The organism is Mesorhizobium sp. M0862 (assembly GCF_040319795.1).
Lineage (GTDB): Bacteria > Pseudomonadota > Alphaproteobacteria > Rhizobiales > Rhizobiaceae > Mesorhizobium.
In genome coordinates this window covers 106,165-119,993 of record NZ_JAMYOJ010000005.1, presented here as the reverse complement: position 1 = coordinate 119,993, position 13,829 = coordinate 106,165, and the positions used below count along the sequence as shown (strand labels likewise).

Genomic DNA, 13,829 nt, shown 5'->3' with positions numbered 1-13,829 from the left:
GAGCGGGGCGGGGGTCTGCGCCGCACCCCACCCCGGCGCTGCGCGCCGACCCTCCCCATCAAGGGGAGGGTAAGATCTGGCCCTACACGCCGCCTGCGAAACCCGCTAAAAACGCCGCATGAACCAGCACGCCAAGCTCAGAATCGGCCACTCCGCCTGTCCGCATGATTGCCCTTCGACCTGCGCGCTCGAGGTCGAGCTGCTCGATGGCAACCGCATCGGCCGTGTCCATGGCGCCAAGTCCAATACGTATACGGCTGGCGTCGTCTGCGCCAAGGTCGCGCGCTATGCCGATCGTGTCCATCATCCGGACCGACTGCTGAAGCCGCTGATGCGCGCCGGCGCCAAGGGCGACGGCGTCTGGAAGGAATCCAGCTGGGAAGCGGCACTCGACGTCGTCGCCGAGAACTTCATCGCGGCCGAGGAAAAATACGGCTCCGAGACCGTCTGGCCTTATTTCTATGCCGGCACGATGGGGCTGGTGCAGCGCGACGGCATCGACCGGCTGCGCCATGCGAAAAAATACTCCGGCTTCTTCGGCTCGATCTGCACCAATCTGGCCTGGACCGGCTGGATGATGGGAGCGGGCGCCTTGCGCGGTCCCGATCCGCGCGAGATGGCGAAGTCCGACTGCGTGGTGATCTGGGGCACCAATGCCGTGGTCACGCAGGTCAATGTCATGACCCACGCCATCAAGGCGCGGAAGGAGCGTGGCGCCAGGATCGTCGTCATCGATGTCTACGAGAACGCGACGATGAAGCAGGCCGATATAGGCCTTGTGCTGAAGCCCGGCACCGATGGCGCGCTGGCCTGCGCGGTCATGCATGTGCTGTTCAGGGAAGGCATGGCCGACCGCGCCTATCTCGAAAGATACACCGACGATCCGAAGGGGCTGGAAGCGCATCTGGAGACGCGCACGCCGGAATGGGCTTCCGCCATCACCGGTCTTGCCGTCACCGAGATCGAGGCTTTCGCCCGCCTCGTCGGCACGACGAGGAAAACCTATTTCCGCCTCGGCTATGGCTTTGGGCGTCAGCGCAATGGTTCGGTCAACATGCACGCGGCGTCCTGCATCGCCGCCGTCACCGGCGCCTGGCAATATGAGGGTGGCGGTGCCTTCCATTCCAATTCCGGCATCTTCAAGCTCAACCAGGATGTGCTGGAAGGCACCGCGATGCGCGATCCCAATATTCGCCATCTCGACCAGTCGCGCATCGGTCCGGTGCTGACCGGCGCAGCGGACGCGCTTTACGGTGGCCCGCCGGTGACGGCGATGCTGATCCAGAACACCAACCCGGTGAATGTCGCACCCGAGCAGCGGCTGGTGAAACATGGTTTTCTGCGTGATGACCTGTTCACCTGCGTGCACGAACAGTTCATGACCGACACGGCAAAGCTTGCCGATGTCGTTTTGCCGGCAACGATGTTTCTCGAGCATGACGACGTCTACAAGGGCGGTGGCAACCAGCACATCACGCTCGGTCCCAAGCTGATCGAACCGCCGGAAGGGCCGCGCACCAACCATTTCGTCATCGAGCAATTGGCGCAGCGTCTCGGCGTCGCCGACCGGCCGGGCTTTGGCCTGACCGAGCAGCAGCATATCGACATCATCCTCGGCAAGCGCGGGCTGGGCTCCTTCGCCAGCCTCAAGGAAGACAAATGGGTCGACCTGCAGCCGGATTTCGAGGCGGCGCATTTTATCGATGGTTTCGGCCATGCCGACAAGAAATTTCACTTCCGCGCCAACTGGAGCGGGCAGGCGGCGCCCAACCGGCCGCCGAAAAGCATGGGCCTGTTCGGGCCGGTGGCGGAACTCCCCGAATTCCCCGACCATGTCGACCTGATCGAGGTCGCGGATGCGGAGCATCCGTTCCGGCTGACGACATCACCGGCGCGCAACTTCCTCAATTCGACCTTCTCGGAAACGCCGGTGTCGAAGGCCAAGGAAGGCCGGCCGGAATTGTTGTTGCATCCGGACGACGCTGCCGCGCTTGGCTTGGGCGACGGCGACCGTATCGAGGTCGGCAACCGGCGCGGCGAGGTGGTGCTGCACGCAAAGCTGTTCGAAGGCCTCAAGCGCGGCGTGGTGATCGCCGAGGGCATCTGGCCAAACAGCGCCCATGAGCGTGGCGAAGGCATCAATGTGCTCACCGGCGCCGACGCACCAGCGCCCTATGGCGGTGCGGCCTTCCACGACAACAAGGTCTGGCTGCGGCCGGCTGGCTGAAGCAATTCCAGGAAAAGTGTGAGCGGTTTTCCGTCCGGAATTGCGTAAAAGTGACTGGCTATCCCGGCAGAGGCACCGTCAGCCCCACCCTGACACGGTCCATGGCAACGAAGGTGCGGAATTTTCGGACATTCTTGCTGTCGAAGAACAGTCTGCGCGTCAGGGCCTCATAGGCCCCCATGTCGGCCGCGGTGATGACTAGGATGAAGTCGGCCTCGCCGGTGACGTAGTAGCATTGCTGCACTTCGGGCTCTGCCGAGAATTGCCGCTTGGCCGCGTCGATCAGGTCCGAGCGTTCGCTCTCCAGTTCCACTTCGACGAAGATGGTGATGGGATGGCCGACCGCCGCCGGGTCGACCACGGCGACATTGCCCGCAATGACGCCGGACTGTTCCATGCGCTTGATGCGCCGCTGCACCGCCGGCGCCGACAGGTTGACGGCTTCGCCGATCAGCCGCTGCGGCGTCGTGTTGTCCCGCTGCAGGATGGCAAGGATGGCGAGGTCGAAACTGTCGAGCGAAGGCGATCGAGGCAAAGCGCTATCCTGGCGAAACAAACTTGCATTTCGAAGCGCCAATAACAGCGCTATTTGCGCCTCGGCTGCAATATGATTTCGTCACACCCAAAGGAGGCCACCCGTGTTCCTGCTCAACAGCAATGCCTTGCACCGTCGGCCGCTCGATCCGGTCGAGGCCGAAACGCTGGGGAATGCCGGCGCCGATACGGTCGAGCGCTTTCTGGCCCATCGCGACAATCACCTGGCAACTCCGTTGCATGCATTGCCGACGCTGGCCGGCGAACTCGGCCTCGGCGCCGTCCACATCAAGGATGAAGGCTTTCGCCTCGGTCTCGGCAGTTTCAAGGCGCTCGGCGGCGCCTATGCCGTTTTTCGACTGGTGCTGGAGGAGGCGAGCCGATCGCTTCATCGGCCCGTTGACGTGGCCGATCTCAACCGGTTCGACGTCCGGGCGGTCGCTGCCGGCATGACGGTTGCCTGCGCCACCGACGGCAATCATGGCCGCTCGGTCGCGCAAGGTGCACAGTTGGTTGGCGCGAAAGCGGCAATCTTCGTTCACGCCGGCGTCAGCGAGGCGCGCATTGCAGCAATAGCCCGCTATGGCGCCGAGATGATCCGCGTCGACGGCAATTATGACGACTCGGTCAGGCAGGCCGCCGAGGTTTCAGCGGAGCAAGGCTGGACCGTGGTGTCCGACACCTCCTGGCCGGGCTACGAGCGCATCCCCGGTCTGGTCATGCAGGGCTATACGGCGATCGTGCGCGAAGCGTTGGGCCAGTTGCCGCAGCCGCCGACCCATGTCTTCGTGCAGGCCGGTGTCGGCGGTATTGCCGCCGCCCTGGCCGGCCATCTCGCCATCGTGCTCGGTGACGCCAGGCCGACCTTCATCGTCGTCGAGCCGGCCCGCGCCGCCTGCGTTGTCGCAGCCGCCCGGGCGGGCCACGTGGTCAAGGTCGCACACGATCAGCCGACGGTGATGGCGATGCTCGAATGCTACGAGGCCTCGCAAGTTGCCTGGCGCGTTCTGGCGCGGGTTGCCGATGCCTTCATGACAGTGGATGAGGAGGAGGCGGTCGCGGTGATGCGGCGGCTGGCACGGCCGGCTGGCAATGATCCAGTGATCGTCGCCGGCGAAAGCGGCGGCGTCGGTCTGGCCGGGCTGATCCGGGCGGTGGCCGACCACAAGGCCGCGCTCGGGCTCGACGACAAATCCCGCGTGCTGCTGATCAACACCGAAGGCGCCACAGACCCGCATCGCTATACCGAGCTGGTCGGGCAGAGCCCCGCCGATGTGCTGGCCGGCAAGCTGAAGGCCGAGGCATAGCCATGATCGGGATCGATGCACAGCGTCTGCTTGGCCGCATCCGGGAACTCGGCGCCGTTGGCCGCGACAGTGAGGATAGGCTGATCCGGCTCGCCGCCTCCGACACAGACAGACAGGGCCGTGACCTCTTTGTCGGCTGGCTCAGGCAGGCCGGGCTGGAAGTCGCCATCGACCGGGTCGGTAATATCTTCGGCATCTGGCAAAGCCCCGACAATGCCGGGCAGGCGCCGCTGCTCATCGGTTCGCACATCGACACCGTTATCGATGCCGGCATCTATGATGGCTGCTACGGCGTGCTGGCCGGGCTGGAGGTGATCGAGACGCTGCAGGCTTCGGGCTTTTCGCCGTCGCGCCCGGTCGCGGTCGCCGCTTTCACCAATGAGGAAGGCGTGCGCTACACGCCTGACATGATGGGCTCGCTATGCCATGCCGGTGGCGTCAGCGCCGAGGCCGTGCTGGCCGCCATCGGCACGGATGGCAGCGTGCTCGGCCAGGAGCTCGCCCGCATCGGCTATGCCGGCGACCGCGAACCCGGCTTCCTCAAGCCGCATGCCTATCTCGAACTTCATATCGAGCAAGGGCCGGTGCTGGAGCGTGAAGGCGTGCCGATCGGCGCGGTCGAGAATTTGCAAGGCATTTCCTGGCAGCGCATCACCATCGACGGCGCCGCCAACCATGCCGGCACCACGCCGATGTCGATGCGCAGCGACGCCGGCCACGCCGCCGCCCGCATCATCACCTTCCTGCACGATCGGGCCAGGGCTTCAAATGGGCCAACCGTGGCCACGGTCGGCACGATGCGCTTCGAACCCAACGCCATCAACGTCATTCCCGCGCGCGCCGTCTTCACCATCGACCTGCGCGATCCCGACGAACAGCGCCTGCAGGCGCATGAGGCGGCCCTTGCTGCCTATCTCGAGGAGCTTGAGGTTTCGGAGAACGTATCGATCTCGGTCGAGCGGCTCGCCCGCTTCGAACCGGTGCTGTTCGACATCGGCATCGTCGAACTGATCGAGGCGGCCGCGAAGAACCGCGGTCTCGGCGTCAGGCGCATGACATCGGGCGCCGGCCATGACGCGCAGATGATGGCCCGCCTCGCGCCGGCGGCAATGATCTTCGTGCCGAGCGCCGGTGGCATCAGCCACAATTCGCGCGAACACACTGAAGATGCCGAGCTTGTCGCCGGCGCCAACATCCTGCTTGATGTCGCCAGTGAGCTTGCAAAAGAGGTCGGGGAGAAAAATGGCTGAACTCGATCGTGATGCGCTGAAGCGGGAGATGACGGGCTGGCGGCGCGATTTGCACGCGCACCCCGAGTTCGGTTTCGAGGAAAAGCGCACCGCTGGCTTTGTCGCCGCGAAGCTGCGCGAATTCGGGCTGGACGACGTTGCAGAGGGGGGTCGGCGGCACCGGCATCGTCGGCACGTTGAAGCGCGGCAGCGGCAACCGGGCGATTGCGCTCAGGGCCGACATGGATGCGCTGCGGATCACCGAGCAGTCCGCGACAGCCTATGGCTCGCAGAACCCCGGCATCATGCATGCCTGCGGCCATGACGGCCACACCACCATGCTGCTCGGCGCGGCAAAGCTGCTCGCCGCCGAGGGCGGTTTCGACGGCACCGTGCGTTTCGTTTTCCAGCCGGCCGAGGAGTGGGGCAAGGGCGCGCTGGCAATGCTCGATGACGGGCTGCTGCAGCGCTTCCCCTTCGACGAGATCTTTGGCCTGCACAACATGCCGGGCCTGCCCATTGGACATTTCGAGACCCGTGCCGGCCCGTTCATGTCGGCGGAGGACAATTTCGAGATCGTGCTCAAGGGGATCGGCGGCCATGCGGCGCGGCCACATTCCGGGAACGAGACGCTGGTCGCCGCCTGCGCGCTGGTCACCAATCTGCAGACCATCGTCTCGCGCCGGCTGAGCCCGGCCGACATTTCGGTGGTTTCGGTGACCGAACTGATCACCGACGGCACCCGCAACGCATTGCCCGGCCTCGCCCGCATCCTCGGTGACGCCCGCAGTTTTCGTCCCGAGGTCAGCGCCGAGATCGAGCGCCAGATGCGGGTCATCACAGCGGGTACCGCCGCCGCCTACAATGTCACCGCCGACGTGACCTATAGCAGGGAATTCGTGCCGCTGCAGAACGATGCCGACCTGGTGGACGCGGCCTTTGTCGCCGCAAGGCGCGTGCTGGCCTATGGCGCCGCCAGCATCGCGGCGGAGCCGATGACCGCCTCGGAGGATTTCGCCCGCTTCCTCGATCACGTACCGGGCTGCTTCGTCTTTCTCGGCAATGGCGAGACCTCGCCGCCGCTGCACAATTCCAGCTACGACTTCAACGATGACGGGCTGTTGCACGGCACGGATTTCCATATCGCGATCGTCAGGCAAAGACTGGGCGGCGCGATCGGGAAGTGACGCCTGATCGCCTTCGCAACTGGCCCAAGCGGCACTGCTATCGCCAGCCAGATGCCGGGTTTAGGGAGATTGCCTGTTGCCGGAGATCGCACGCCGATGACCAGGGTTTCGCTTCTGGGAATACCACATGACGAGAACTCGTCCTATCTCAAGGGCGCGGCTGCAGCGCCGGCCCTGATCCGGCGCGAACTCAAAAGCGACGCGCACAGCTCGTGGAGCGAAACCGGCTTCGATGTGGCGGACAGTTTCGTCGACCACGGCGACATCGACTTTTCAGGCGCCGGCGATCCGTGGGAGCGAATCGAGGCCGAGGTCGGCCGCGCGCTGGATGCCGGCCACCCGTTGATCAGCCTCGGCGGCGATCATGCCATCGCCTGGCCGGTGCTGCGTGCCGTGCGCCGCCGCCATGCCAGGCTAACGATCGTCCAGATCGACGCCCATCCCGACATCTACGATGCCTATCAGGGCAACAGGCGGTCCCACACCTCGTCCTTCGCGCGCATCCTGGAGGAGGGGCTGGCTGACCGGCTGATCCAGATCGGCTTGCGCACCCTCAATGATGAGCTTCGTGACCAGCTCAAGCGCTTCGGCGTCGAAATGATCGAGGCGCGGCATTTCAGCGAGGATCTGCAGCTCGATCTCAAGACGCCGGTCTATCTCTCGATCGATCTCGACGGCCTCGACCCGGCTTGTGCGCCCGGCGTGTCGCACCGCGAACCCGGTGGTCTTACAACCCGGCAAGTGATCAACCTGATCCAGCGGATCGACCAGCCCATCGTCGGCGCCGATGTCGTCGAATACAATGCAAGCCAGGACGTCTCCAATCTCACCGCGCTGGTTGCCGCCAAGCTGGTCAAGGAGATCGCCGGCATGATGCTCAAGACGCATGGCGCCGGCTGAATCAATCTGGCAGGGCGGCATGGTAGATCATTGTTGCGACTCGCATTTCCAGTGAAAGCCGCCATGCCGCATCCATTGAAAATAGCCATAGCCGGTGCGCTCGGCCGCATGGGCAGGGAGATGGCGCTGGCCGTCGAGACCGATCCCAGGCTGGCGCTCGTCGCCCGCTTTCACAGGCCGGGCAGCATCGGTGAGGGGCTGGTCGAGCGCGACGAAGCACTGGCGCTTGCGGATGTCGTCATCGATTTCACCACGCCTGCGGCCTCCGTCGATCTTGCACAAGCTTGCGCGGCCCGCGGCGGCCCGGCGCTGGTCATCGGCTCGACCGGCTTCGAGCCGGCCGATCTCGCCGCCATCGCTACTGCTTCGAACTCCGTCGCCATCGTTCGCTCCGGCAGCTACTCGCTCGGGCTCAGCATGCTGACCGGGCTGGTCGAGCAGGCGGCGCGAGCACTTGGTCCCGACACCGACATCGAAATCCTGGAAGCGCATCACCGCATGAAGGTCGACGCACCGTCGGGCACGGCGCTGATACTGGGCGAGGCGGCCGCTCGCGGACATGGCGTCAGGCTGGACGATGTGGCGAAACGCATCCGCGACGGCGTTACAGGTCCACGCCCTGCCGGCGAGATCGGCTTTGCCGTGCTGCGCGGCGGCAGCATCGTCGGCGAGCACAGCGTGAGCTTGCTGGCCGAGGGCGAGACGCTCACGCTTTCCCATTCGGCCGCCGACCGCTCGATGTTCGCGCGCGGCGCCATTGCGGCAGCACGCTGGGTCGCCGTCCGGCCGCCCCGCGAATACGACATGCGCGACGTACTGGGCTTCACGACCTTTTGAGATGCAAGCGTAACGCAACGAGGGGCGTTGCGAGGTCGGAGCCGTATAGAGAATAGAATATAGCAACAACTACGCCATTTCGCGCCTTCCTAGACCGAACCGAACGGTTCGGTTCGCACATTTTTGTGATTGGCAATGGCAGCAACGCACACCCATTTCGGGGTGGTCCGAGCGACGCGAATTCCTCCCAAGGCACGCCACTTGACGGACAGAACTGAAAAATCTGGATTACCTGAAATGACCAAGATCGCACTTACCGCTGCTGCCATCCTCCTTGCCACCGGCACCGCTTTCGCAGGCAGCGACCACTACGGCTCCGACAGCGTCAACCAGCCTGCTGTAACAGCGCCCGCCGGCAACATCGATCACAATTATACCGCCTCGATCCGCAAGCCGGCCAGCCTCGGCGATTTCACGATCAAGGGCGACTCGAACCAGCCGGAATCCGGCCAGGGCATCTGGGGTCGTTGATTTTCTGAGAAATCTACGACCACAAAGAGCGGTGGGCCCGGCCCACCGCTCTTGTTTTTATGCAATCGACTCGGGGCCGCAAAGATCTTGAATCAATCCGCCAGCAATTGGTCCTATCTCCTTGTTTGACCGTGGTCTTTTCAAAACACGGTTTGCGGCTGTCACCTGCGGCTAGCCCGTTAGGCAGCTTGGTCTAGCTTAGATCCTTCGGCTTGATGCAATGCGTCAACCGGGCCGCGCCGAAGCCGAGATCCGCCCAGTCGCCGTCGATGACAAAGCGGGCAAGGGCGCCGGTCGGGAATTTCTCTTCAAGTTTCCTGAGAGCAGCCACACCCGATCGCGGACCGGCGAGCCGGCGGGCAAAGTCCTCCAGGCCGGGATTATGGCCGAGCACCAGGAGACAGCTAGCCGATGCGACTGCCTGCTGCAGCTCGGCCAGAATGTCGCCAGCCGTGGCTTCGAAAAGCGCCTCGGCGAACTCCACCGTTACGCTCGCCGACAGTTCCGCCGAGACCAGCCGCCATGTCTCGCGCGTACGCAGCGCCGGCGACACCAGCGCCAGGTCAGGCAGCCAACTGCGCCGGGCCAGTTCGCGCCCCATCAGCGGCGCCGTCTTCAGCCCGCGCGGCCCGAGCGGCCGGTCGAAATCAGCAAGCGCCGGGTCGTCCCAGCTCGACTTGGCGTGGCGCAGCAGGAGCAATTGTCTCGGTGTCGCCATGTCGGCCTACGGCGTGATCCGCGCCAGATGTTCGAGATCGCGTTCTTCGCGCAGCGGGTCGGGCGCCATCACCACGGAAGTTCCGTTTTCGGCATCGTCGGCGAAATGCGCCAGCACGGTGCGGCCGCCTTCCATGTGCGCCTTGCCGTCGGCGACCAGCCCGAGTGCCAGCGCATAAAGCCGGTGCTCGGCCTTCAGCACTCTGGCGGCCAGCGTGTCTTCGTTGTCGCCGACCATCACCGGCACCGCTGCCTGCGCGATGATCGGGCCGTCATCCATCTCTGATGTGACGAAATGCACCGTGCAGCCATGAATGCGAATGCCGGCGCGCAGGGCGCGCGCATGCGTATCGAGCCCTTTGAAGGCCGGCAGCAGGGCAGGGTGGATGTTGAGCATGCGCCCTTGCCACTTCTCGACCAGGCCGCGGGAGAGAATGCGCAGATAGCCGGCCAGCGCCACGATCTCGGCATTGAACGCAATCAGCGCGGCGTCGATCGCCGCATCATGGGCTTCCTTGCTGGCATGGTCGGCGCGCACGATGACCTTGGTCGGGATACCGCGCGCGGCCGCGATGCCGAGGCCGGCGGCGTTGGCCCGGTCGGAAATGACGCCAACGATCTCGGCGGGATAGGCCGGGTCGCTCGCCGCCGCGATTAGCGCCGTCATGTTCGAGCCGCGTCCCGAGATCAAAACAACCGTGCGTTTCCTGCTCATAGGCCGATCGAGCCCCGATAGATAACGCCGGCGTCGCGGCGCGGCACGATGCGGCCGATCGGCGTCACCGTCTCGCCGGCCTCCTGCAGCACGGCTGCGACCTGTGCGGCCTGGCCGGAGGCGACGACGAGGATCATGCCGATACCGCAGTTGAAGGTGCGCATCATCTCCTCCGGCGCCACGCCGCCAGTCTTCGCCAGCCAGGAAAACACCTGCGGCACATCGATGGCATTGAGATCGAGCTCTGCGGAAAAGTCCTTTGGCAGGACGCGCGGGATGTTTTCGGGGAAACCGCCGCCGGTGATGTGGGCCAGCGCCTTGATGCCGTGCGTGCCACGGATCGCTTTGAGGACCGACTTCACATAGATGCGGGTCGGCTCGAGCAGCGCCTCTGCCAGCGTCGCCTCATCGTTGAACGGCGCCGGATCGCCCCAGGCAAGACCGCTGACGCCAACGATGCGGCGCACCAGCGAAAAGCCATTCGAATGCAGGCCCGAGGAAGCCAGGCCAAGCAGCACGTCGCCTTCGACGATATCGTCGGTCGGCAGCAACTGGCCGCGTTCGGCAGCACCGACGGCGAAACCGGCCAGGTCGTAATCCTTGTCGTGATACATGCCGGGCATTTCGGCCGTCTCGCCGCCGATCAGCGCGCAGCCGGCCTGTCGGCAGCCGATTGCTATGCCGCCGACGATTGCCGCCCCCTGGTCGGGGTCGAGCTTGCCGGTGGCGAAATAGTCGAGGAAGAACAGTGGCTCGGCGCCCTGCACGACGATGTCGTTGACGCACATGGCGACGAGGTCGATGCCGATCGTGTCGTGCTTGCCGGCATCGATGGCGATCTTCAGCTTGGTGCCGACGCCGTCATTGGCGGCAACCAGCACCGGATCCGTGAAACCCGCCGCCTTGAGGTCGAACAGGCCGCCAAAACCGCCGATCTCGCCATCGGCGCCCGGCCGGCGCGTCGCGCGCACCAGCGGCTTGATCTTCTCGACCATGAGGTTGCCGGCATCGATGTCGACGCCCGCCTCGGCATAGGTGAGCCCGTTCTTGCGCTTGGCCCGGTCGCCCTTGCTCATCGTCGGCGCATCCCTGTTTCCCTCGGCGGCTCTTCGCATGAATGGTTTCGGGGGGCAAGGATGACGACAGGATACCGGGCTTTTGCCCAAGATAAATACGTGGACAGTCGCCCCTTCACCGCTGGGTCCTTGCAGCCACAATCCATCTCCACCATCGATCTGCAGAACAAGCATGGCGGGACATGCCTTTGACCATTCCCAACCTCATCACCATCCTGCGCTTCGTGCTGGTTCCGGCCGTCGTACTGGCGATGCTGAATATGCGCTGGGACTGGGCCTTTGCCGGCTTTCTCGTCGCCGGCATTTCCGACGGCGTTGACGGCTTCATCGCCCGCCGTTTCAACCAGCATTCGAAACTCGGCGCCTATCTCGATCCAATGGCCGACAAGGTGCTTCTGGTCTCGGTGTTCGTGGTCATGGGCTTCATCGGGCAATTGCCGCTGTGGCTGGTGGTGACCATGGTGTCACGCGATGCGCTGATCATCTGCGCCGTGCTTTTGTCCACGGTCATGGCGCATCCGGTCGAGATGAAGCCGCTCTATGTGTCGAAAGGCCAACACCGCCGCCCAGATCGTGCTGGCGCCGTGGTGCTGGGCGAACTTGCCCTTGGCCTCCACCTCGACCCGCTCAGGCCTACGCTCATATTGCTGTCCGGGGTCTTGACCGTGGCTTCGGCCGCGGCCTATCTCGTGGCTTGGCTGAGGCATATGAGCGGCTATGGCGAAGGCTCCACCCCGGGTAGTTGACAAGAATGCCGCGACTGCAGCGCTGGCAGAGGCGGCTGCGTCCCTGGCGTTTCGCCGCCAGATTTTCTTCTGGCTGGGCACGGCAATCTTCCTGGCGCTGTTCCTCTACATTTTTTCCAGCATCCTGTTGCCGTTCGTTGCCGGCATGGTGCTGGCCTATTTCCTCGACCCGGTCGCCGACCGGCTGCAACGCCTCGGCCTCTCCCGGCTGATGGCGACGGTGGTCATCCTGATCGCCTTCATCGTCCTTTTGGTGCTGGCCTTCGTCATCCTGGTTCCGGTTCTGGCCACGCAGATGGCCGATTTCGCCAGCAAGCTTCCGGAATATCTGACCCGGCTGCAGTCGCTGATCACCAGCTTCGATCCGAAATGGCTGGAGCAGAAATTCGGCGTCAATGCCAATGGCCTGCGCGACGGGCTGAATTCGCTGCTCACGTCCGGTTTCGGCCTGCTGAGCACCGTCTTCACCTCGATCTGGAGTTCCGGCGTTGCTCTGGTGTCGGTGGTCAGCCTGTTCGTGGTCACACCGGTCGTCGCTTTCTACATGCTGCTCGACTGGGATCGCATGGTGGCGGTCGTCGACAGCTGGGTGCCGCGCGATTATGTCGGGACGGTGAGGGCGATCTCCAGGGACATCAACACCGCGACGGCCGGCTTCGTGCGCGGCCAGGGCACGCTGTGCCTGGTGCTCGGCGGCATGTATGCCACTGGCCTGACGCTGACCGGGCTGAATTTCGCCATCCTGATCGGGCTCTTCGCCGGGCTGATCTCCTTCATTCCCTATGTCGGCTCGCTGACCGGGCTGGTGCTGGCCGTCGGCGTCGCCTTCGTCCAGTTCTGGCCGGACTGGACCATGATCGTTGCTGTCGCGGTGGTCTTCTTCATCGGTCAGTTCATCGAAGGCAACATCCTGCAGCCCCGGCTGGTCGGAAAAAGCGTCGGCCTGCACCCGGTCTGGCTGATGTTTGCGCTGTTCGCTTTCGGCGCCTTGTTCGGCTTCGTCGGCCTGCTGATTGCCGTTCCTGCTTCGGCGGCGGTTGCCGTGCTGGTGCGCTTTGCCATTGCCCGCTATCTCGAATCGCCGCTCTACAAGGGACACTCCACCGAGCCCGTCCCGCCGCTGCCCGCCGCTCGCGGCGGCGGCCACCGGTCGCCGCGCGGCTGAACGTGACGGATCATAAGACCGAACCGCCGCGCCAACTGCCGCTCGACCTTGGCCACGGCACCGGCTACTCGCGCGACGAACTGGTGGTGTCGGCCACCAACCGCGAGGCGGCAGCCCTTGTCGATCGCTGGCCGGACTGGCCGTCGCCGGTGATCGTGCTCGCTGGCCCGGCCGGTTCCGGCAAGACACATCTGGGCTCGATCTGGCAGGCGCGGGCCAACGCTGTGGCGGTCGATGCCCAGCGCATCGGCAATGCCATCACCGGGCTTGGCGGCAGGCCCGCGCTGATCGACGATGTCGACAAGACAGCCATCGACGAGGCGGGCCTGTTCCATCTCATCAATGAAGTGCGCGGCGCCGGGGCCACCTTGCTGTTGACGGCGCGGCGCTTCCCCGCCGCCTGGAGGGTGAGGTTGCCCGATCTTGCCTCGCGGCTGAAGGCGGCGGCAACCGTCGAGATCCATGAGCCGGACGATTTGCTTCTGGCCGGTGTCATCACCAAACTCTTCGCCGACCGCCAGGTCGAGGTCGAGCCGCATGTCGTGCAATATCTGGTGCGCCGCATCGAGCGCTCGCTGGCCACCGCCATGCGCGTGGTCGAGCGCCTCGACCGCACCGCGCTCGAGCGCAAGACGCCGATCACCAGGGCGCTCGCCGCCGAAACCGTCAGCGCAATGGACGAAGGGCAGGGCGAGTTCGACGTGTAGGCAGTGGAAGG

12 protein-coding genes and 2 pseudogenes are annotated in these 13,829 nt (G+C 64.7%); 10 read left to right on the top strand and 4 right to left on the bottom strand.

Going from position 1 to position 13,829, the window contains the following annotated elements; all coding sequences use genetic code 11:
* The first annotated feature begins 118 nt into the window (after positions 1–118).
* Positions 119–2,227 carry a molybdopterin-containing oxidoreductase family protein gene (locus NKI15_RS09560; protein ID WP_023695559.1) on the top strand — a complete coding sequence of 703 codons (2,109 nt, stop codon included), beginning with the start codon at positions 119–121 and terminating at the stop codon, positions 2,225–2,227.
* 58 nt (positions 2,228–2,285) lie between these two features.
* On the opposite strand, the gene NKI15_RS09555 is transcribed toward NKI15_RS09560, so the two are convergent.
* Positions 2,286–2,762, bottom strand: a complete 477-nt coding sequence (locus NKI15_RS09555; RefSeq protein WP_023705324.1) for an Lrp/AsnC family transcriptional regulator — start codon at positions 2,760–2,762, stop codon at positions 2,286–2,288.
* Between the two features lie 103 nt (positions 2,763–2,865).
* Between NKI15_RS09555 and NKI15_RS09550 the strand changes: the two genes are divergently transcribed.
* The 6 genes and pseudogenes from NKI15_RS09550 (at position 2,866) to NKI15_RS09525 (ending at position 8,692) form a co-directional block, all read left to right on the top strand.
* Entirely contained in the window at positions 2,866–4,068 is a 1,203-nt protein-coding gene (locus NKI15_RS09550; RefSeq protein ID WP_023705323.1) for a diaminopropionate ammonia-lyase, read from the top strand.
* A 2-nt stretch (positions 4,069–4,070) separates the two neighbouring features.
* Positions 4,071–5,318, top strand: coding sequence for a Zn-dependent hydrolase (locus NKI15_RS09545; protein WP_031196559.1), 1,248 nt, complete (start codon positions 4,071–4,073; stop codon positions 5,316–5,318).
* A pseudogene (locus tag NKI15_RS09540) lies at positions 5,311–6,484 on the top strand (amidohydrolase). Before NKI15_RS09545 ends, NKI15_RS09540 begins: the two are co-directional and overlap by 8 nt.
* Before the next feature lie 96 nt (positions 6,485–6,580).
* Positions 6,581–7,384 (top strand): agmatinase, encoded by an 804-nt coding sequence (gene speB / locus NKI15_RS09535; protein ID WP_023689064.1) that lies wholly within the window; start codon positions 6,581–6,583, stop codon positions 7,382–7,384.
* 63 nt (positions 7,385–7,447) lie between these two features.
* Positions 7,448–8,221 carry a 4-hydroxy-tetrahydrodipicolinate reductase gene (gene dapB / locus NKI15_RS09530; protein ID WP_023689063.1) on the top strand — a complete coding sequence of 258 codons (774 nt, stop codon included), beginning with the start codon at positions 7,448–7,450 and terminating at the stop codon, positions 8,219–8,221.
* Positions 8,222–8,458: 237 nt separating this feature from the next.
* Positions 8,459–8,692, top strand: a complete 234-nt coding sequence (locus tag NKI15_RS09525) for a DUF680 domain-containing protein (RefSeq protein WP_023689062.1) — start codon at positions 8,459–8,461, stop codon at positions 8,690–8,692.
* 193 nt (positions 8,693–8,885) lie between these two features.
* Here the strand turns inward: NKI15_RS09525 and NKI15_RS09520 are convergent, their stop codons facing one another.
* The 3 genes from NKI15_RS09520 to purM are packed head-to-tail and all read right to left on the bottom strand — an operon-like array spanning position 8,886 to position 11,200.
* Entirely contained in the window at positions 8,886–9,410 is a 525-nt protein-coding gene (locus NKI15_RS09520) for a SixA phosphatase family protein (protein ID WP_023705321.1), read from the bottom strand.
* Between the two features lie 6 nt (positions 9,411–9,416).
* Positions 9,417–10,124, bottom strand: a complete 708-nt coding sequence (purN, locus tag NKI15_RS09515) for a phosphoribosylglycinamide formyltransferase (protein WP_023689060.1) — start codon at positions 10,122–10,124, stop codon at positions 9,417–9,419.
* Positions 10,121–11,200: a phosphoribosylformylglycinamidine cyclo-ligase gene (gene purM / locus NKI15_RS09510; RefSeq protein ID WP_023689059.1), complete on the bottom strand. Its 1,080-nt coding sequence runs from the start codon at positions 11,198–11,200 to the stop codon at positions 10,121–10,123. Before purM ends, purN begins: the two co-directional genes overlap by 4 nt.
* Positions 11,201–11,388: 188 nt before the next feature.
* Between purM and NKI15_RS09505 the strand changes: the two are divergent.
* The 3 genes and pseudogenes from NKI15_RS09505 to hdaA all read left to right on the top strand — a co-directional run bounded on the left by NKI15_RS09505 (position 11,389) and on the right by hdaA (position 13,818).
* Positions 11,389–11,946 (top strand): annotated as a pseudogene (locus NKI15_RS09505) (CDP-alcohol phosphatidyltransferase family protein).
* Complete coding sequence (locus NKI15_RS09500) at positions 11,918–13,111, top strand: AI-2E family transporter (protein ID WP_023705318.1); 1,194 nt, start codon at positions 11,918–11,920, stop codon at positions 13,109–13,111. Before NKI15_RS09505 ends, NKI15_RS09500 begins: the two are co-directional and overlap by 29 nt.
* Before the next feature lie 2 nt (positions 13,112–13,113).
* On the top strand, positions 13,114–13,818 hold the full coding sequence (gene hdaA / locus NKI15_RS09495; protein WP_023705317.1) for a DnaA regulatory inactivator HdaA: 705 nt from the start codon (positions 13,114–13,116) through the stop codon (positions 13,816–13,818).
* The last annotated feature ends 11 nt before the right edge of the window (positions 13,819–13,829 follow it).